Source organism: Pseudolysobacter antarcticus, assembly GCF_004168365.1.
Lineage (GTDB): Bacteria > Pseudomonadota > Gammaproteobacteria > Xanthomonadales > Rhodanobacteraceae > Pseudolysobacter > Pseudolysobacter antarcticus.
Genome location: NZ_CP035704.1, coordinates 4,610,945 through 4,629,814, shown reverse-complemented (window position 1 = coordinate 4,629,814; position 18,870 = coordinate 4,610,945). Strand labels below are relative to the sequence as shown.

The following is an 18,870-nucleotide window of genomic DNA, read 5'->3' as shown; positions in this document are numbered from 1 at the left end:
ATTGTTAGCCCTTACAGTACTGCCTGATGAGATCAGGCTCAAAAGGACTGCCGAATTTGAGCGACGGAACCGCATCGCGTATGGCAGCAAACTCCGAGGCGGAAAAATTGAATGCACATCTGAGGGTTGTTAACCGACGGAGTCCGTGCAACGGGAGAAGGCCGCCGTTAAGAACCTTTGCGCTGGTTAGCCACAAAAGCTCAAGCCTCTGCAGATCCTTCAGTGGCCAGAGGCTGTCTATTTTTTGGTTAGCCCCCATGCTGCCGCATACGCCGAACTCCTCAAGGCCAGTGAGGCTGTTTGCGAACGTTAGATCTTGAGCTTCTTTTACATTCTCGACTCGTAAAACTCTGAGCTTCGGAAGTTGCTCAAGGTACTTCAAGCCAGTCAGTGACGGACTACTGCCTATATCCAGTACAGCAAGAGACCTGCAGCCCGTCACAGAAGCAATGGATTTGATGGAACTCCATTTAACATTGAGTGCTTCGAGACCTTTGATCTGCGTGGCAGCATCAAAGAGATCTTGGCTCACCTTTGATGAAAAGACCAAGGATTTTAGCTGCAGCGTCGGAAGCAAAGCGCACCAGGCTTTGACTAGTTTGCGTTGCTCACCGGCAGGCAGGTTGGTTTGGGTGCACGAAAGAGTCAGTGCGTCTGCACCCGTAAACTCATCCGGATGAGTGACTGATGGGACAGGAAGGCGCACGGCCCGCCGCCTCGAACCCCAATATCCGTGTTGTAGTTCTTCGCTTGTAAGCATGTCTTAAGGGCTAACGCCTAGGTTAAGCCGCCGGCCGGCTTCTATGGCCGGTCGGCTTGAACCGCTGGTTAGGCGCGGTTACGGGATTACAGCAGACGTCCATCTATTTGTTAGATCGAATGGGCCTTTTGCAATTGCCCTCAGCACTGGCTCTAACGCTTTTTGTTGTGTGTTCACCCAACTCTTCGAATAGTCTGCAAGTTATTGACCGCAGTGGAGCAAAGAAGCTCACAGAAGTGATGCATGTCACCGAGGTCTGGAAGCAATCAGGAAACATCTTTCCATTGTCAGGAATCTCACGAATCATGTCCTGATATGACAACCACCGAACGGGCTTGTCAGAGAAATTTGAAATTACGTGTCCAACATAAAAGCACAACAAATATAGAAACTGCTGTTTAGCAGATTCGTTAAGAAAGACCTCAAATATTGGGTTTGTCTTGATACGAAGTTGATCGAGCAAATAATCGACTCTATCGAGACTTTCCCAGGAACCATCTAAATCTATTTGGTTGAGCGCGGTTCGGTATGAAAGACCACCGGGAATCTCTTCATTAGAGAAGAAGGCCTCCAAGTACTTTTTAGCGCGAATGTTCATGTCCATATTGTTCAAGACTACAGTTGGCTTATGTGGATAAAATCTAACATTCTCGATTCAGACGGACGAGCGCCTAACTAGTATTAGAAATGCGCCGAGTTTCGTGCCCAATTGGTCTAAAGTCAAAAGGCTGGCGCGCGAAAATCAAATATGCAAGTTAAGAGCTCGTATCTTGGGTTATTTTTCATTTTTTGAAAAATTTAGGACGCCTAAATTTTCGATGACGCTTCTCCGTAACTATTACACGACGAAGATAAGATCATTCCACAACAATCGGTGGCTCCCGCCGCGCGCGCAGGTAATTCCCGGGCCGAAACCCGCCCGTCGCCAAACGCCAAGAAATCATTCGCGTAATACGCATCACATCGGCGAACGGGCGGAAGTGACTCGCGCGGCGTCCGTCCTGATAACGTGATTCGATCGCGACCGATACCGTGCGGATACCATGTTCCGCGGCTTCGATGAGGATTTCGCTCTCGAATACAAAACCCGAGTGCGGCAGATTTTTTGCGAGTTCGAGCACTTCACGCGGATAATAACGTTGGCCGCTTTGCGAATCGACAATCGCCTGGCCGGCGGTCCACGAGACAAACCAGTCGGCGACATCGTTGCCGAAACGGCGTCCGCCCGGGGCGTTGTCGCGGCCACGCAGGCGTGCGCCGATGACGACATGACGCGGATATTGCGCGGCGACGGCGAGCAATCGCGGAATGTCATCGGCGGAATGTTGGCCATCGCCATCCATCGTCACCACGCCGCTGCAGCCCAGATTGAGCGCGGCGCCAAAACCTTCGAGCAGCGCTTGCGCCTTGCCTTGCGGCGTGGCGTGCTTGATCAGTGTGACCGGCAAATCGGCGATCTGCGCGAGCGTGTTGTCGCTTGATCCATCGTCGATCACGATCACGGTGGCGCAATGTGTCAGCGCAGCGCTGACGACGGCGCGGATCGCGATTTCCTCGTTCAGCGCCGGAATCACCACGGCTTGTTGGCCGGCGGGTTGGGCGCTTAGGTCGGGCATTCTGAAATCTCCATGCGTAATAACAGCTCGGCGCCTGCGCTCAGGATCACGCCAGTTTGCGGCGCGCCAGCTAGCGCCACAAACAGCGGCAGGCACGACGCCATCGGGTTGGAAGTGTACAACTGTTGCAGCAGCGAACTGCTGAATATGGCGGAGGATGGCGGCGCGCCGTGTTCGATAACCAGCTCGATGCAGGCCACGGATTGCGCGCTGCGGTGGTTGCTCAGTACGAGCGCCGCGCCAAACAACGCGGTGCTGCTGGCCACCTGATTCAATACCGGCGGGCTGGCGATGTCGTACGCCACAAGCAGCACGCTATCGTTGTCGGCTTGCAATTGCATGGCGGCCTCACACAGGCCCGCGCCAAAACTGTGCGGCCCCGCGCTCAGCGCGGTGGTGGGCGTGGTGCTGCCGCTGGCGATGCCCCAATAACCCGCGGCGGCGTTGTGCACCGAGTTGTGGAATTTGGTCGGCGAGAGTTGCGTCGGCGCGCTCGCGAGTGTGCTGCACATGTGATCGGTAATCGCGAGATCGCCGTAGGTGCAAGTGAACACGCTCGGCAGTTCGCGCGGATCGCGCGCCGCGGCGCTGCACGCCTGCGTGGCGACTTCGAGCGCGAGCAGAACCGAATCCGGCGCACGTCTTTTTTCCGCGGCGGCGAGCATGCTCGGCGCGGGTTTAACGGGCGCATCGGTCAGTGCGGGATCACCGCGCAAACAGCCACGCAATGCCGCCAGGTTTGGCAAACCCGCGGCCCAGAAGCCGATGCCATCGACATACATCAACCAACGTCGCGGTGTGTTCATGCGCGACCGAACGCCAGCACGCAATTATTGCCGCCGAAGCCGAACGAATTGCTCAGCACATGCCGCAACGGCTGCATGCGATTTTCGAGATGGATCTGCGGCCCGCACAAACTATCGAGCTCGGTGCTGTTCAAGATGCCCGGCACAAATCGGTGCTCCAGCGCGAGCAACGAAATCACCGCCTCGACGATGCCGGCCGCGCCGAGCGTATGCCCGGTCCAGCCCTTGGTCGAACTTGCGGTGGTGTGCGCGGGAAACATGCTGGCGATCAAGGCGGCTTCGACCTCATCGTTTTTCTGGCTCGCGGTGCCGTGCAGATTGATGTAGTCGATATCGCCCGCCGCGAGGCCGGCCCGCGCGAGTGCGGCATCGATCGCAAGGCGTGCGCCCAAACCTTCCGGATGCGGCGATGACATATGGAACGCATCGCTCGATTCGCCATAACCGAGCAGACGCGGCAGCTCGTCACCATCGTGTGCGAGCTGCAATAAAGCAAACCCGGCGGCCTCGCCGATCGAAATGCCGCGGCGCGCGGCATCGAATGGGCGGCATGGTTCGGGCGATACCAATTCCAGCGAACCGAAGCCGTACAACACGCTGTCGCACAAGCTGTCGACGCCGCCAACGATCGCCGCATCGACAATGCCGGCGCGCAACATTCGTTCTGCCTGCGCAAACACCTTGGCACTAGACGAACACGCCGTCGATACCGTCACGCACGGGCCGCGCAACCCGAGCGCGCGCTGCACAAAATGCACGAGTGAATTCGGATTGTGCAAGCTCGGCTCACGCAGCACGGGCGGAAAATTTCCCGCCGCATCCAGTTCGCGATAACCCTGCTCGGTGGCGCCGATGCTGGCGGTCGACGTGCCGAGAATCAGCGCCACTCTAGTCGCGCCGAAGCGTTCGATGGCAGCTCGCGCGTGATCGATAAAACTGTCCTGATTCAGCCCGAGCCAGGCCAGCCGATTATTGCGGCAATCGAACGCGGCCAGCGACTCGGGCAACTGCAACGTATCGACGCCGCTGACGCGACCGATCCAGCATTGCATCGGCGCGCGCGTAAAATCGTTCGGGCGCAGTCCGCCGATGCGCTCGCGCAAGGCATGCGTATGCGCAGCCACACCTTCGCCGGCGGCGCTGGTGGCGGTGTAGGCATGAATGCCTAGAGGGTTGATGCGAGCAGGCACGCGGATGGTCAATTCACGAAAAAATACAATCCGCAGTATAGGTTGCGGTACAAAGCCATCGCAATGTGTACTCGGGATTGGCCAGCCCAGGTGCCAGCGATCTACCCGGGATTGTCAGCTATCTACTGGGGACAAATTAACGTCGCAAAGGACGCAACAAGGTGGCGAAATATTCTGCGTTTTGTGGGCGAAGCGTGGCATTTACCGATAGGCCGCGCGCTACCAGTGCGGCCAAGGGTTTTGAAACCTGCGGTGCGATTTTGCGCAAGCACAAACCGCTGCTAGAGCGCAGTGGTCGCTGCTGCGTTTCGGCATCTGTGTCGAGGCGTTCGGTGGTGCGCGTGTTGTTGTCGATCCCATATTCGCGGTCAGGAAAACGCCCGCTCAACAGATGAAACATCAGCATCGACAAAGCGTAAATATCGCTGGCCGGCGTGGTGTCGCCGCCATCGAGAATTTCGGGTGCGACATAGATCGGCGTGCCCGCGACGGTCGATTTTGCGACGTGCTGAAAATCCCGAGCCGCGCCGAAATCCAGTAGCACGATACGCCCGCTGTCTTCGCGTAGAACGTTCTCGGGCTTGAGGTCGGCATGGGCAAAACCTTGCCGATGAATTGCCGCCAAGGCTTCGCATAATTGCAGCGCGATCACGATTACATCTCTCGCGCAAAACGGGCCGTTGTTGTCGAGCAGCGTCTTCAGCGATCTGCCTTGCACCCACTCCATCCAGATACCAGCGCGCGTGTCTTCGACAGCGGCGCCGAAAATCCTCACCACGTTCGGGTGATTCACTTTCGCCAGCTTGCGCGCTTCCTGCATGAACTCGCTGGACAAAACACCGGCGTGTTTTTTCTGCAGCTTCAGCGCGACGTATTGATCGAGCAGCCGATCATGGGCACGCCAGATCTCGCCCTGCGCGCCCTCGCCGATTTTTTCGATCACATCGAGGCCGGCAAATCGAAACGCGGTCGCATGCGGTGGAGCGCTATCCGATTTCGATTTTGCCGATCGAAATGCCTCGGTAATTTTGGCGAGCTGACGCAAGCCGGCGTGCGCTGCGGCATCGCTGCCAACCAGCTCTGCCCAGTCGACGGCGTGGCCATCCGCGACAGTCGCGGCGATCGATTCGAGATCGTGCTGTGAGGCGCTCATGAGCGGCAGCATCGTGTCGTGGTGGCTGCGCTCAACCGTGTTTTCTGGCACACGGTACGACACTTCGGTTGTCGTCGAATTCTTCGAGGCCCGCAGCGAGCTTGACCATCGCCCGCGCGATCATCATGCGTACGCCATCGGCGGTTTCGCCCACGGCAGCAGCGATTTCGGCGTAACTCATGCAAAATTCGATGCGCATCACGACGACACTTTGCTGGCGCCGGTTCAAGGTTGCCAGCGTGCTTTCGTAGCGGCGCAGACAATCCTGTCCGAGTACCAGTTCGACCGGCGAGGTCAGGTTCTTGTCGACCAGATCCTCATCGATATCTACGGATTGCGGGTGGCGATTTCCGCGCCGGATTTCATCGCGCAATTCGTTCATGAGGATTTGTCGCAGATACGCCAGAAAACTGCCCTTGCCTTCATTGCGAAACTGCTCGATGCGGGTAAGCGCGCGCATCACGGTGATTTGCACCAGATCTTCCGTATCGCCGAGGCCGCGCGCTTGTGCGGGCAAGCGGCCATGCGCCCATTTACGCAGCGGATCCAGAAAGCGACTCACCAGCGTCTCGCGTGCGCGGGCATCGCCTTGGCGAACTTTCACGATCAGCATCTGCGTCGGCTCATTGCTTGGCGACGGCATAACGGCGGAGAGGCGCACGATATTCGAACGCGATGTTCGCGGCGGCGACAGGGGTGCCGAGCCGGACATTTTCGCCGGAGGAAACTCTTCGCAAAGACGACCGAAAGAATTCATGAATACGCTTTCGTTAGGTGGCTATCGATCTATACGAGATTTAATCGCGAAGGTGACATTTCGCATTCGCGGCCAGATACGCGGACAAAAATAGGGACTGTCGATGACAGAATCCTGCAAGCGGCACGCTCGGATCGGCGGCATTCGGAAATGCGAAACGCTTTTCTTGAGCGAATGATCCGGTAGTTTCGAACATCGTTGTTGCGGCAAGAAATACGAGTGAGCTGTACCATTGCGTCATCGATACCGCGCTGCCGCGCGGGTCGCACCGACACCGCGACGACGACAACCATGAGCCACGAAAAACCAGCACACACCAGCCCAGCTCCGACGCATGAAGCGCCGACTCAAGCGCGTCAGGTAGAAACTTTTCTGCGCGATTTTCAGGATCGCTTGTGCGCGCAGCTCGAAGCCGCCGATGGCAGCGCACAGTTCCGCGAGGATACCTGGCAGCGTGCCGAAGGCGGTGGCGGGCGCACGCGTATCCTGCGCGACGGTGCCGTGTTCGAGCAGGCCGGTGTCGGTTTTTCGCATGTGATGGGCACCACCATGCCGCCGTCCGCGACCGCGCATCGGCCCGAGCTGGCCGGACGCGCGTGGACCGCACTCGGCGTATCGCTGGTGATCCATCCGCTCAATCCGTACGTGCCGACCACGCATATGAACGTGCGTTATTTCGAGGCGCGCAAGGACGGTGCCGAACCGGTCTGGTGGTTCGGCGGTGGCTTCGATCTGACGCCGTATTATCCGTTTGAAAACGACGTGCGACATTGGCACAGCGTGGCCAAAAATCTGTGCGCGCCGTATGGCGACGATGTGTATGCGCGCTACAAAAAATGGTGCGACGAGTATTTTTATCTCAAGCATCGCGCCGAAACTCGCGGCGTCGGCGGTCTGTTCTACGATGATCTGAGCGAAGGCGGTTTCGAGCGTTGCTTCGCTTTCATGCGCGATGTCGGCCAGGGATTTATCGACGCCTATCTGCCGATTGTGGAAAAACGCAAAAGTATACTTTTCAGCGAGCGCGAGCGCGAGTTTCAACTCTATCGGCGCGGCCGTTATGTCGAGTTCAACCTGGTCTACGACCGCGGCACCTTGTTCGGACTGCAATCCGGCGGCCGCACCGAATCGATCCTCATGAGCCTGCCGCCGCGCGTGCGCTACGAATACGGCTACACGCCCGAACCCGGCAGCGCCGAAGCGAAGCTTGCCGACTATCTGGTTCCGCAGGATTGGGTTTAGCGTCTTGCGTCAATCCTATCCGTCATCTCAGCCTGCGCTGGGATGACGGCGTTCTTCAGCAACCGCAGAAGGTTGCCAAGCCAGCTCTCACGCCGAAATCGCCAGCCGCTCGCTGCGATAGACCAGCGCGGCAACCAGACACGCCAGCAACGCGACGATCAATCCGCAGCCGAGACATAGGCCGAGTTCGTTGCTGGTCACGATGTCGCCGCGCACGAGTTTCATGATCAGCAGATGCTGGCCGAGCAGCGGTACGCTCATCATCCATAGCTGCGGTTTCACGGGCAGCACCGCCAGCATCATGGTCGGGATCAGCGGGATCATCATCAACAGTGAGAGAAACGTTTGTGCCTCGCGATAGCTTTTCGCGAACGCGGCGATCGTGGTTTGCAGCGCGGTGATCAGCAATGCCAGCGGCGCCATCACGAGCAACGTGAGCACGATGAAATACGTGCCGAGATGCAATTGAATACCGAGCGTATCGGCCGGAATCAGCTTGCCGCTGAACGCGAACGTGAGCAAGCTCAGGCACAACGCGGCCATCGCAAATACGAACGTGGCGCTAAGTTTGCCGGCCATGATTTTCCAGCGCGCGACCGGGTTCACCAGCAGAGGTTCGAGCGACTGGCGCTCGCGTTCGCCGGCGGTGGTATCTATCGCCAGATACATGCCGCCGTAGAACAGGGTCATGATCAGGAAATACGGCAGCATCGCAAAAATCACACCGCCGCGACTCTGCGGTGTCGACAGATCGCGGCTCGCCACGATCAGCGGCGTCGATACGCTCAAGCTCAAGCCGCGCGCCAGCGCGCGCATGGTGGCGTTGCGTTGCGCATAACCTTCGAGCATGCGCCGCAGGCGTTCCACCGGCGTGCCGGAATCGCGATGCGAACTGTCGTGCAACAGCTCGACCTGGCTGGTCTCGCCCTTGTTCCACGATTGCGCAAAATCCGGCGGAATACGCAGGATCACTTCTTCATCCTGGTCGTGAATTTTTTTCTCGGGATCATCTACCGCGGGTTTGATTTTCAGCCCCTGCTGGCGCAGCGATTCGATCAGGTTCGGCGCGTATTGCGCTCCGATCACCGAAACTTCCAGCGGTGCTTCGGACTTCTGCACCTCGCGATCGGTCAGCGCGGAGATCAGCACGATGAACAGCAGCGGGCCGAGCAACGGGCCGATCAGCAGCGCGTTGATCATGGTGCGGCGGTCGCGGATGTTCTCCAGCACTTCCTTGAAAAACACCACGAGCATCGGCGATTTCAGATGGATGAATTTCATGCGTGCAGACCTTCTTCCGAGCCGATGATCTTGACGAACGCATCTTCCAGATTGAGTTCGCCGGTGTTCGCGCGCAATTCGTCCGGCGTGCCTTCGGCGACCACGCGGCCGTGCGCGATCACGACGATGCGATCACACAACGCGGCGACCTCCTGCATGATGTGACTCGAAAACAGAACGCAGCGTCCTTCGTTGCGCAACTGCTTGAGGAAACCGCGCATCGTGCGGGTCGCCATCACATCGAGGCCGTTGGTCGGTTCATCGAGAATCACGTTGCGCGGATCGTGTACGAGTGCGCGCGCGATCGCAGTCTTGACGCGCTGCCCCTGCGAAAAACCTTCGGTGCGGCGCGCGGCGATATCCTGCATTTCGAGCGCGGCGATCAGCGCATCGCATCGTGCACGCGTGGTGGCCGCATCGAGGCCGTGCAGCTGCGCGAAATATTCGATGTTTTCGCGCGCGGTCAGGCGCTTGTACAGGCCGCGCGCATCCGGCAACACGCCCAGTGCGCGGCGCACGGTTTCCGCTTCGTCGGCGACGTTGCGACCATCGATTAGCACCGCGCCGCGATCGGGTCGCATCAAGGTGTAGAGCATGCGCAGCGTGGTGGTTTTGCCGGCGCCGTTCGGACCGAGCAGGCCGGTGATTTCGCCATCGCGCGCGATGAACGAAACGCCTTCGGCGGCTTTCACCACACCGAATGCCTTGTGCAGATCGCGGGCTTCGATCATGGCGCGGCTCCGTTGAAATCGAGAAATGCCGGCACCGGCCCAAGCGTATCGACACACGCCGCATCGAGTTTTTTTGCATCCAGCGTGTCGACGAATTTTGCCGCGAGCCGCGGCAGACAGCCGCGCAAGATCACGTTATGGCCCTGACCTTTGGCGATCAGATGACGTCCGTTCGGCAGATTTTTCAACACCAGTTCTGCATTCGCCGGCGGCGTGACCGGATCGTTTTCGCCGGACAACAACAGTATCGATTTATCGGATTTCAGCGGCGTATGGAAATCCGCCGGACGTGTTCCGTGAGGCCAGATCTTGCATTCGGCCTGGATGCCTTCGAGCACCTTGTTGCCGAGTATCGTATCGGCATCTTCGGGCGTCGGCTTGAGCAGGTCGGCATCCTCGGCGCAGATCACGCTGAGCTCCATGCCGCCGGTGATACTCACATCCAGATCGCCGCTGATGAGCTTGCTTTGGCCGAGCAGCGGCGCGTAATTGCCGTGGATGGCCTGATCCAGCGACAGCGGCAGCAACGCTGCCGTTTCGCTGCTGTAGGCGAACAGCCGCACGAGGCCGGCCAGCGTACTTTCGTTGACACTGCGCTGGATCGGCTGGAAGGTTTGCGGATCGGCAATCGTCACGCGGGATGGTGAATCGCGCAGCTTGCCGCGCAATGCATACAGGGTTTTGTACGGATCGCCGAAGCGTTTGGCGCACTCGGGTGATTTATTGCAGTTGACGAAATCGAGCTTGAGCGCGCTTTCGAGATCGCCCGCAAAACTCGCGCCGACAATCATCTCGTTCGGCACCACGCCATCCAGAATCACGCTGCGCACGCCATCAGCATGCGCGCGCAAATACGCTTGCGCCATGCGTGTGCCGTACGACACACCGACCAGATCGAACTGCGGTTTGCCGAGTTTTTCGCGCACGTCTTCGAGATCGCGCACTGCATCGCTGGTAGTGTAAAAACGCGGATCAGCATCGAGCTTGCTCAGGCAATCCGTGAGTTCGCTCTGCATCTGTTCGATCTCGTGATCGACGCCAGCATTGTTTTCATCCTCGTCATCATAGTCTTTCTCTTCATCGGCATGCGCACACTTCAATGCATGCGAACCGCCAGTGCCGCGTTGGTCGAGCAACAGAATGTGATGCGTACGATTCAGCGGCGCCAGCGCGCCGGCCATGCCTGAATACGTTTCGGTCGCGGCCTGGCCCGGCCCGCCGGCCAGATACACGACGATGTCGGATTTCGGCGAACCGGATTCGGCGCGGATCAGCGCGAGGCGCAACGCGATCTTGCGGCCGTTCGGAGCATCACGATTTTCCGGGACCTCGAACGGCGCGCACAACGCCGCCGTGGTCGCGCTGCTCTTCGGCCGCGACAGCTCGCACGCGGAAAAGGTGAGTTGGCCGATGGTGAGATCGGCAGTACCCGTGGCGCTCGCGAGCGCGGAAGCGATAAACAGCGGAATCAACATGCAGTTTCTGTCCATGGGCCACCCTTGTGGCGGCGCGGTTGGCGGCAAACGAATCGAAGTCGCGCGACGATAGCGCCCATCACACGGAGTGACAACTGTGGTGTGCGGAGTTGCTTGGTGGTGCACCTGATCGCGGATCATGGACGCCACGGTCAAGAATGTCGCAAATATTCGCAAGATGGCGTTATCGATACAGACCGACTCGACATGCCGGAATTTAATTGTTGTGACGAACAATAACGTCAACGATTCCACGGTTTGTCGAGCGGGAGGATCCATTCGCAAAATCAGAGGAAATCATCGTCATGCCCAAGTTCGTCATCGAAAGAGAAATTCCCGGCGCCGGAAAACTTTCCGCGCAGGAACTGAATGCCGTCTCGCAAAAATCATGCAGCGTGCTGCAGGGCATGGGCCAGCAGATCCAGTGGCTGCAGAGTTACGTGACCGACGACAAGCTGTATTGCGTCTATATTGCGCCGAATGAGGAGGCGGTGCGTGAGCACGCTCGTCAAGGAGGATTTCCGGCGAACCGGGTTTCGCAGGTGCGCTCGACGATCGACCCGACCACGGCTGAGTGAGCCTTGGCTGATGATTCAAAACCGCGCATGCCTTCCCTGTCGAAGGCGTGCATTGGCGAGAACGCGGGCAAGTCCCTGGACGCGAAAAGCGCTGCTACGTGACTTCAGATCGGTCTTTGCTTTCAAGGCGCAGTCTTGAACGCAGGTAGCAATGCGCCAAGGCGTTTGCCCATTTCCTCACCGAGCGCCGCGGTGGCATTGATCGGGCGGATCATCACTTCGAACTCGACGATCTTGCCGTGCTCGTCGAAACGGATCAGGTCGACACCCTTGAGTTGTTTGTCGCCGACCATCGCGCTGAATTCCAAGGTCACGCTCATGCCATCGCCGCTGATGAATTGACGCTCGTAGACGAAGTTCTTGAAGATCGTGATCACGGTGCCGAGGATCATCGCCACTGCCTGCGCGCTGCGATACGGCTTGAACGCCATCGGCGAGCGGAACAACGCATCGGGATGCAGCAATGCTGGCAGCGCACTCAAGTCGCTGCTTGCGATCATGCGGTGCCATTCGATGAGTGCGTTCCGGACGGTTTCTGGTTGCTGAGCGGTCATGACGTGGGTTTCCTGAAATAGATGACATCGGGCAGATTTTCAAAAGGTATTCGATTATCGAGGCGTAGCAACGCGTTCGGAAACCAGCCGCCGCACGTAGTCGGTGGAATGGGCTGCTGAAATCAACGGATCGGCTGCGAGATTCCAATCGGTTTCGTATCCGTATTCGGCTAGATATTGCTGGAAATGGGGTTTGAAGAAATCGACATCGGTCGGCGTAAACCAGTTGCGCCAGTCGGCGGCGGCGCCCGTGCGCAGGACGCGCGCGTGGATCGGATCCACTTGGCGTCCGGCCGAAAATACGACGCCCAGATGGGCTTCGATGGCAGTAGTTTTTCCGGCGAGGAAATCCTCATATCGATACACGAAATAGGCGGGACGCTGCGCAGCGAACTGCAGTCCGAGATGGTGACGTTTGAGGAAACGTTCGAGCAGGTCTTCGCCCGATAATTGTCCCAATAACGTCAGCAATTCGAGCAACGCAACCGTTGATGGTGACTGGCGCTTGCGTTCGAGGCACTGCAGGAATTCCGCGACTTTATCTTGATCGGTTGCGAACGACTGATCGAAGATGCAATACAGCATGCGGCTGACGAGGTTGTCACGCGGATCGCGCACGAGCAGGATTTTTTTCTCGAAGTCATCGAAATCGGCGGCGCGCAACGAGGGATTGATCAGGATCTTGACCAGCACATCGGTTTCGTTTTGCTGCGTGAATTCGCATGGCTCGAACAGGCAAATGTAGTCGCGCGCTAGCGCATTTTTCACAGCGTAATAAAGTGCGGTTGTGCCGGATTTGGCCTGCCCGGCGATGACGATTTTCATGCGCGCCGATCAGCGCTTGAAACCGAGCACGATCACGCCAGCGCCGACCATGGCAATGCCGAACCATTCGCGCAGGCTCGGGCGCTCGCCGAGAAAGGCGAATGCAAAAATCGCGACCAGCACTAGACTCAGTTTATCGACGGGTGCAACTTTCGAGGCTTCACCGATTTTAAGCGCGCGGAAATAACACACCCACGACGCGCCGGTGGCGAGCCCCGACAAGGTCAGGAATAACCATGTTCGCGGTGGCAGCGCGAGCGGGTTGCTCCATTTGCCGGTGAAATATACAAAGCCGCCGAGCACGGCGATGATCACGAACGTGCGGATCAGTGTGGCGTAATCGGAGTCGATGCCTTCGAGTCCGATCTTGGCGAAGATCGCGGTGAACGCGGCGAACATCGCCGAGAGTAATGCCCAGACAAACCAGCCGTTGCTCGATGCCACCACGTCACTCCCGCCAGTTCCCGACATCGGAGTGACGCGAGATGGGATCGAGTATCGCGCTTGGATGATGCGCGGACAAGCTCATTTAAACAGTAGCTGTCGCGTTATGCCTCGCCAGTGAAAGACCACGCCGACTACCGCGTCGACTCAGCCCGCGCCAGCCAGAATCGCCTTGCCGCATTCCACCGCCGCGGTGCCACTGCGCGCGAGTTCGAGCAGCCGCGAGACGCCCGAGAGTTCCCGCAGAAACGCATCCACGAGTTCGCCGCGACCGGCGAACTGCAAGGTGCGCACGCGGTCGGTTTCATCGATGGTGAAGCTGTGGTGGCGATACAGGCACGCGTCGAGCGCGTCTTCGCGGCCGACCATGACTTCGACTTTTACAATCAGCAATTCCGATTCGAGATGCGCGCGCGACGTGAGGTCGACCACATCGAGCACGTCGATCAGTTTGCGTGATTGCTTGATGATTTGATCGATCACCGCTTCGTCGCCGTAGATCACCAAGGTAAGTCTGGAAACCTGCGGTTCGTGCGTGGCAGCGACGCTGAGCGATTCGATGTTGTAGCCGCGCGCCGAGAATAATCCGGCGACGCGTGCAAGTGCGCCCGCTTCGTTTTGCAGCAGCAGGGAAATGATGTGGCGCATGGTCTGATGACGTCCTTGGCGATGGGGCCACCAGCCTTGCTGCTCGGTTTCGGCTGGGTGGGCGGAACGTGATAGCAGGGTGGAGGACATGGACGAATCTCGATGGAATTATGGGCGGAAAATATTTTTGCGGTGCCGCTCAGAACATGCCGGAGACATTGGTCGCGGCGAGTTCCGGCGGCTTGCGCGAGGCGATGAAATCACCGGTAATCATCTGCGCATAAGCCGCGCCCGGGCCGATCATCGGATACACGCCGGCATCCGGATCGATCATCACTTCGAGAAACGCCGGCCCTTCGAATGCAATGAAATCGGCGATCACGCGCGCGATGTCGTCGGGTTTGTCCAGACGCTGCGCCCAGATAAATCCGTCGGCCTGCGCCGCCTTGACGAAATCCTTCTTGTGCAGACTTTTGTCGGAACCGGCGAAACGGCCCTTGAAAAAAAGTTTCTGCCACTGCCGCACCATGCCGTCGCCGCAGTTGTTGAGTACGACCACCTTGATCGGCAAATCGTAGGTGGTAACAGTTTCGAGCTCGCCGAGATTCATGCGGATGCTGGCGTCGCCGTCGATGTCAATCACGATCGCATCGCGCCGCGCGAACTGCGCGCCGATCGCCGCCGGCAATCCAAAACCCATCGTGCCCATCGAGCCCGACGTAAGCCAATGCCGCGGCTCGCGAAAATCGAAATATTGCGCCGCCCACATCTGATGCTGGCCGACGCCGGTGCTGATGATCGCGCGGCCCTGCGTGATCGCATTGATCGCCTCGATGACTGCATACGGTTGGATCAGCGCGCTGTCGCGATCGTAGTTCATCGCGTGATCGCGTTTCAGTGCAGCGATATGCGCATGCCAATCGCTGAAACGGCCATCGGCGTGCGGCGCAAATCCGCGCGCCGACGCGTATTCGCGCAATCGATCCAGGGCATTGGCAAGATCACCGAGATGATGCCAGTGCACTCTTTTCACTTTGCCGATCTCGGCCGGATCGATATCGATCTGGGCGATGAATTTTGCACCGGCAGCAAATTTTTCCGGCACGCCGGCAACACGATCATCGAAACGCGCGCCGAGCGCGAATACAAAATCGCAATCATCAACGCTGTAATTGGCGTAGGCGGTGCCGTGCATGCCGAGCATGTGCAATGCCAGCGGCTCGGTCGTATCGCATGCGCCGAGACCCATCAGGGTGGTTGTGATCGGAATCGCAAACTCCTGTGCAAAATCGCGTAACGCGCGCGTCGCATCCGCGGCAATCACGCCGCCGCCAGCATAGATCAGCGGACGTTTCGCGAGTTGCAATGCGGCGAAAAATTCGGCGCAGGCGTTGGTATCGAGGCTCGCATTTTCGATCGTGCGCAAGCGTGCGCGATAACCTGGAATCGGCAACTTGCCGTGACCCTTAAAAATCAGGTTGGCGTTCTGCACATCCTTCGGAATATCGATCACGATCGGGCCGGGACGACCGGTGCGCGCGAGCTCGAACGCCGTGCGCACGGTGGCTTCAAGCAGTGCCGCCTGCGTCACGAGAAACACGTGTTTTGCGCAGGCGCCCATGATGTTGCTGATCGGCGCTTCCTGAAATGCATCAGTGCCGATCGCGGGCGTCGGCACCTGGCCGCAAATCACCACCAGCGGGATTGAATCGGCCATCGAATCGCGCACGGGTGTCACCGTGTTGGTCGCGCCTGGACCTGACGTGACCACGGCCACACCGACCTTGCCCGACGCCCGTGCATAACCCGCCGCCATGAATCCTGCGCCTTGTTCGTTGGCCGGCACGATCAACGGCATCGGATCTTTTCCGCGCGCATCCACATGCTCGTGGTTGTAGCGGAAGATCGCGTCGTACACCGGCAAGATCGCGCCGCCGGAATAACCGAACAGCACATCCACGCCTTCGTCGGCGAGCACTTGCACGACGATGTCCGCGCCGCTCATTGCTGTGCCTGCGAGCGGATGTGCGGTTGCCTCGGCGAGACTTTCGAGTTGTGCATTCACGATATCGATTCCAGTTTTCAGACGAGTAGAAACGCGAGAATCAGCTCGCTTTCTGCAACGGCGCGGCAGCGTCGCTGGGCTTGGCGGCGGCGTTCAACCACGGCATGCGTGCGCGCAACGCCTTGCCGACCACTTCGATCGGATGATCGAGATCGGCCTGCTTGAACTTCTTGTAATTCGGCAGGCCGGCCTGGTATTCGGCAGTCCAGTTTTTCGCGAACGTGCCGTCCTGAATATCGGTGAGCACGGCTTTCATGCGTGCCTTGGTCGCCGCATCAACGATGCGCGGGCCGCTCACGTAATCGCCGTATTGCGCGGTCTCGGAAACGAATTCGAGCATGCGCGTGATGCCGCCTTCGTAGAACAGATCGACGATCAATTTCAGCTCGTGCATCACTTCGTAATACGCGATCTCGGGCTGATAACCGGCTTCGACCAGCGTCTCGAATCCGGCGATGACGAGTTCGCTCGCGCCGCCGCAAAGTACGGCCTGTTCGCCGAACAAATCGGTTTCGGTTTCTTCCTTGAAATCGGTTGCGATCAACATCGCGCGGGCGCCACCGATGCCCGCGGCGTAGGCCTTGGCTTTTTCCTCGGCATGGCCGGTGGCGTCCTGATGGACCGCGAACAAGCACGGCACGCCGCGGCCGATTTCGTATTCGCGTCGCACCAGCGCGCCGGGGCCTTTTGGCGCGACCAGAATCACGTCGATATCCTTGCGTGCATCGATCTGCTTGAAATGCACATTAAAACCATGCGCGAACAACAATGCCGCGCCGGGTTTGATGTTCGGCGCGATCGCATCGCGATACAGCGCGGGCTGCACCATGTCCGGCGTCAGCACTGCGATCAGATCGGCATCACGCACCGCGTCGGCCGGCGTGAGCACACGCAAGCCGTCTTCTTCGGCTTTCTTCGAGGTGGGGCCGTTCGGGCGCAAACCGACCACGACATCGAGGCCGGAATCACACAAGTTCAGCGCGTGCGCGCGGCCCTGGCTGCCGTAGCCGAGAACGGCGATGCGCTTGCCCTGCAGGGCGGCGATGGTCGGGATTGCGGTGCTGTTGGTGCTCATGACTACTCCGTGGATTCAGGTCGAATGGAATGAAGATGTGAATAAAGATATGGACGTATAAACGGCTATGCTTCGGTCACTGCGCCGCGCGAGGCGGAGCTGACCAGTCGTGCATACTTGGCAAGTGCGCCGCGCGTTTCGACCGGCGGACGTGCGCGCCAATCGGCACGTCGCGATTCGAGATCGGCGCTGGTGTGGAGCTGGCGTGCTTCGGCATCGATCACGACGATGTCGCCCTCGTGCAGCAGCGCAATCGGGCCGCCGCGCGCGGCTTCGGGCGCGATATGGCCGACCATGAATCCGTGCGTCGCGCCGGAGAATCGGCCGTCGGTAATCAGTGCGACATCATCGCCCAGGCCGCGTCCGACCAGCGCTGCGGTCACGGCCAGCATCTCGCGCATGCCGGGGCCGCCAGCCGGGCCTTCGTTGCGGATCACGATCACGTCGCCCGCGTTGATCTTGCCGCCTTGCACCGCGGCGAACGCATCGGCCTCACCCTCGAACACGCGCGCCGGGCCGCTGAAAGTTTTTGTGCCGTGCGCCGAGAGTTTGAGGATGCAACCTTCGGGTGCGATATTGCCGTACAGGATCGCAAAACCGCCGCGCGGTTTGAGCGGTGCGTTGACCGGATAGACCACTTTCTGGTTGGGCGCGGGTGCCGCTGCTGCGTCGAGTTCGGCGAACAAGGAACGCCCGGTCACGGTGATCGTATTGTCGAGCAAACCGGCGGTGCGCAACGCATTCGCGACGAGCGCCGTGCCGCCAGCTTCGGTGAGCTCCACCGCGGTGAAACGGCCGCCCGGTTTGAGATCGGCAATGACCGGTGTGGCGCGTGATGCAGATTCAAAATCTTCGAGATCGAGTGCGACTCCGGCTTCGTGCGCAATCGCCAGCAAATGCAGCACGCCGTTGGTCGAGCCGGCGGTGGCGGCGACCAGACGCGCGGCGTTGCGAAACGCGGTGGGCGTGAGAATTTCGCGCGGCAGCGGACCGTTTTTCAGCAGCTCCAGCGCGAGTTCGCCACAGCGTTTTGCCGCGGCGAGTTTGTCCGTATGTGTGGCCGGAATATCGTTCAGACCGAGCGGCGACAGGCCGAGCGCGGTCAGCACCATCGCCATCGTATTCGCAGTGAATTGGCCGCCGCACGCGCCCGCACCGGGGCACGCATTGCGTTCGACTTCGTTGAGTCCGGCATCGTCGAGTTTGCCCGCGCCGTGCGCACCGACGGCTTCGAATACTTCCTGCACGGTGATCGATTTGCCGTGATGTTTGCCGTGCGCAATGCTGCCGCCATACAACACCAGACCGGGCAAATTCAAACGTGCGAGCGCCATCGCCGCGGCCGGAATGGTCTTGTCGCAGCCACACAACACGACCACCGCATCGAGGCTGTGGCCGGTCACGGCGAGCTCGATCGAATCGGTGATGACTTCGCGCGAAACCAGCGACGCGCGCATGCCCGGCGTGCCCATCGCCATGCCGTCGGTGATCGCGATCGTGTTGAACTCGATCGGCGTGCCACCCGCGGCGCGAATGCCATCGGCGGCGGCGACCGCAAGATCGCGCAAATTCAGATTGCACGGCGACACGTTCGACCACGTATGCACGACCGCGATCAGCGGTTTTGCGATGGCCGCATCATCGAGCCCGGTGGCACGCATCATCGCGCGCGCGGGCGCACGATCGGGGCCGGTTTTCATCACATCGCTATGCATGGGGCGAACTCTGAA

18 protein-coding genes are annotated in these 18,870 nt (G+C 59.3%); 2 read left to right on the top strand and 16 right to left on the bottom strand.

The window, feature by feature from the left end; all coding sequences use genetic code 11:
- Positions 1–4: 4 nt before the first annotated feature.
- The 6 genes from ELE36_RS19865 to ELE36_RS19840 form a co-directional block, all read right to left on the bottom strand.
- Positions 5–706, bottom strand: coding sequence for a leucine-rich repeat domain-containing protein (locus ELE36_RS19865; RefSeq protein ID WP_129836396.1), 702 nt, complete (start codon positions 704–706; stop codon positions 5–7).
- Between the two features lie 911 nt (positions 707–1,617).
- On the bottom strand, positions 1,618–2,376 hold the full coding sequence (locus ELE36_RS19860; protein WP_129836394.1) for a glycosyltransferase family 2 protein: 759 nt from the start codon (positions 2,374–2,376) through the stop codon (positions 1,618–1,620).
- Complete coding sequence (locus tag ELE36_RS19855; RefSeq protein ID WP_242512316.1) at positions 2,364–3,182, bottom strand: beta-ketoacyl synthase chain length factor; 819 nt, start codon at positions 3,180–3,182, stop codon at positions 2,364–2,366. Before ELE36_RS19855 ends, ELE36_RS19860 begins: the two co-directional genes overlap by 13 nt.
- Entirely contained in the window at positions 3,179–4,372 is a 1,194-nt protein-coding gene (locus ELE36_RS19850; RefSeq protein WP_242512315.1) for a beta-ketoacyl-[acyl-carrier-protein] synthase family protein, read from the bottom strand. Before ELE36_RS19850 ends, ELE36_RS19855 begins: the two co-directional genes overlap by 4 nt.
- 136 nt (positions 4,373–4,508) lie before the next feature.
- Entirely contained in the window at positions 4,509–5,525 is a 1,017-nt protein-coding gene (locus ELE36_RS19845) for a serine/threonine-protein kinase (protein ID WP_165371706.1), read from the bottom strand.
- A 31-nt stretch (positions 5,526–5,556) separates the two neighbouring features.
- A complete protein-coding gene (locus ELE36_RS19840; protein WP_129836390.1) occupies positions 5,557–6,282 on the bottom strand; it encodes an RNA polymerase sigma factor in 726 nt (241 codons plus the stop codon).
- A gap of 291 nt (positions 6,283–6,573) precedes the next feature.
- Between ELE36_RS19840 and hemF the strand changes: the two genes are divergently transcribed.
- Positions 6,574–7,524 (top strand): oxygen-dependent coproporphyrinogen oxidase, encoded by a 951-nt coding sequence (gene hemF, locus ELE36_RS19835; RefSeq protein ID WP_129836388.1) that lies wholly within the window; start codon positions 6,574–6,576, stop codon positions 7,522–7,524.
- A gap of 87 nt (positions 7,525–7,611) precedes the next feature.
- Here hemF and ELE36_RS19830 read toward each other — a convergent pair whose 3' ends face one another.
- The 3 genes from ELE36_RS19830 to ELE36_RS19820 are packed head-to-tail and all read right to left on the bottom strand — an operon-like array spanning position 7,612 to position 11,011.
- Positions 7,612–8,805, bottom strand: coding sequence for an ABC transporter permease (locus ELE36_RS19830; protein ID WP_129836386.1), 1,194 nt, complete (start codon positions 8,803–8,805; stop codon positions 7,612–7,614).
- Positions 8,802–9,536, bottom strand: a complete 735-nt coding sequence (locus tag ELE36_RS19825; protein WP_129836384.1) for an ABC transporter ATP-binding protein — start codon at positions 9,534–9,536, stop codon at positions 8,802–8,804. The genes ELE36_RS19830 and ELE36_RS19825 overlap by 4 nt, the downstream gene beginning before the upstream one ends.
- Complete coding sequence (locus tag ELE36_RS19820; RefSeq protein WP_165371705.1) at positions 9,533–11,011, bottom strand: alpha/beta hydrolase; 1,479 nt, start codon at positions 11,009–11,011, stop codon at positions 9,533–9,535. The genes ELE36_RS19825 and ELE36_RS19820 overlap by 4 nt, the downstream gene beginning before the upstream one ends.
- A 305-nt stretch (positions 11,012–11,316) precedes the next feature.
- Between ELE36_RS19820 and ELE36_RS19815 the strand changes: the two genes are divergently transcribed.
- Positions 11,317–11,589: a DUF4242 domain-containing protein gene (locus ELE36_RS19815; RefSeq protein ID WP_129836380.1), complete on the top strand. Its 273-nt coding sequence runs from the start codon at positions 11,317–11,319 to the stop codon at positions 11,587–11,589.
- A 122-nt stretch (positions 11,590–11,711) separates the two neighbouring features.
- Here the strand turns inward: ELE36_RS19815 and ELE36_RS19810 are convergent, their stop codons facing one another.
- The 7 genes from ELE36_RS19810 to ilvD all read right to left on the bottom strand — a co-directional run bounded on the left by ELE36_RS19810 (position 11,712) and on the right by ilvD (position 18,855).
- Positions 11,712–12,089 (bottom strand): nuclear transport factor 2 family protein, encoded by a 378-nt coding sequence (locus ELE36_RS19810; RefSeq protein WP_242512314.1) that lies wholly within the window; start codon positions 12,087–12,089, stop codon positions 11,712–11,714.
- A 108-nt stretch (positions 12,090–12,197) separates the two neighbouring features.
- Positions 12,198–12,968, bottom strand: coding sequence for a hypothetical protein (locus tag ELE36_RS19805; protein WP_129836377.1), 771 nt, complete (start codon positions 12,966–12,968; stop codon positions 12,198–12,200).
- Positions 12,969–12,977: 9 nt separating this feature from the next.
- The gene (locus tag ELE36_RS19800) at positions 12,978–13,439 is read right to left on the bottom strand and encodes an EamA family transporter (RefSeq protein ID WP_207215827.1); all 462 of its coding nucleotides are present in this window, start codon (positions 13,437–13,439) and stop codon (positions 12,978–12,980) included.
- 120 nt (positions 13,440–13,559) lie between these two features.
- The gene (gene ilvN / locus ELE36_RS19795) at positions 13,560–14,150 is read right to left on the bottom strand and encodes an acetolactate synthase small subunit (RefSeq protein ID WP_340642621.1); all 591 of its coding nucleotides are present in this window, start codon (positions 14,148–14,150) and stop codon (positions 13,560–13,562) included.
- A gap of 49 nt (positions 14,151–14,199) precedes the next feature.
- Positions 14,200–16,005: a biosynthetic-type acetolactate synthase large subunit gene (gene ilvB, locus ELE36_RS19790; protein ID WP_129837046.1), complete on the bottom strand. Its 1,806-nt coding sequence runs from the start codon at positions 16,003–16,005 to the stop codon at positions 14,200–14,202.
- Positions 16,006–16,105: 100 nt separating this feature from the next.
- Positions 16,106–17,140: a ketol-acid reductoisomerase gene (ilvC, locus tag ELE36_RS19785; protein ID WP_129836373.1), complete on the bottom strand. Its 1,035-nt coding sequence runs from the start codon at positions 17,138–17,140 to the stop codon at positions 16,106–16,108.
- 65 nt (positions 17,141–17,205) lie between these two features.
- Entirely contained in the window at positions 17,206–18,855 is a 1,650-nt protein-coding gene (ilvD, locus tag ELE36_RS19780) for a dihydroxy-acid dehydratase (protein WP_129836371.1), read from the bottom strand.
- Between the last annotated feature and the right edge of the window lie 15 nt (positions 18,856–18,870).

Excerpts from the sequence above, each read along its gene's own strand:
- ELE36_RS19860 (WP_129836394.1), bottom strand. The coding sequence starts at position 2,376 with ATGCCCGACCTAAGCGCCCAACCCGCCGGCCAACAAGCCGTGGTGATT.
- ELE36_RS19855 (WP_242512316.1), bottom strand. The coding sequence starts at position 3,182 with ATGAACACACCGCGACGTTGGTTGATGTATGTCGATGGCATCGGCTTC.
- ELE36_RS19845 (WP_165371706.1), bottom strand. The coding sequence starts at position 5,525 with ATGAGCGCCTCACAGCACGATCTCGAATCGATCGCCGCGACTGTCGCG.
- ELE36_RS19840 (WP_129836390.1), bottom strand. The coding sequence starts at position 6,282 with ATGAATTCTTTCGGTCGTCTTTGCGAAGAGTTTCCTCCGGCGAAAATG.
- hemF (WP_129836388.1), top strand. The coding sequence starts at position 6,574 with ATGAGCCACGAAAAACCAGCACACACCAGCCCAGCTCCGACGCATGAA.
- ELE36_RS19830 (WP_129836386.1), bottom strand. The coding sequence starts at position 8,805 with ATGAAATTCATCCATCTGAAATCGCCGATGCTCGTGGTGTTTTTCAAG.
- ELE36_RS19825 (WP_129836384.1), bottom strand. The coding sequence starts at position 9,536 with ATGATCGAAGCCCGCGATCTGCACAAGGCATTCGGTGTGGTGAAAGCC.
- ELE36_RS19820 (WP_165371705.1), bottom strand. The coding sequence starts at position 11,011 with ATGTTGATTCCGCTGTTTATCGCTTCCGCGCTCGCGAGCGCCACGGGT.
- ELE36_RS19815 (WP_129836380.1), top strand. The coding sequence starts at position 11,317 with ATGCCCAAGTTCGTCATCGAAAGAGAAATTCCCGGCGCCGGAAAACTT.
- ELE36_RS19810 (WP_242512314.1), bottom strand. The coding sequence starts at position 12,089 with ATGATCGCAAGCAGCGACTTGAGTGCGCTGCCAGCATTGCTGCATCCC.
- ELE36_RS19805 (WP_129836377.1), bottom strand. The coding sequence starts at position 12,968 with ATGAAAATCGTCATCGCCGGGCAGGCCAAATCCGGCACAACCGCACTT.
- ELE36_RS19800 (WP_207215827.1), bottom strand. The coding sequence starts at position 13,439 with ATGTCGGGAACTGGCGGGAGTGACGTGGTGGCATCGAGCAACGGCTGG.
- ilvN (WP_340642621.1), bottom strand. The coding sequence starts at position 14,150 with ATGTCCTCCACCCTGCTATCACGTTCCGCCCACCCAGCCGAAACCGAG.
- ilvB (WP_129837046.1), bottom strand. The coding sequence starts at position 16,005 with ATGAGCGGCGCGGACATCGTCGTGCAAGTGCTCGCCGACGAAGGCGTG.
- ilvC (WP_129836373.1), bottom strand. The coding sequence starts at position 17,140 with ATGAGCACCAACAGCACCGCAATCCCGACCATCGCCGCCCTGCAGGGC.
- ilvD (WP_129836371.1), bottom strand. The coding sequence starts at position 18,855 with ATGCATAGCGATGTGATGAAAACCGGCCCCGATCGTGCGCCCGCGCGC.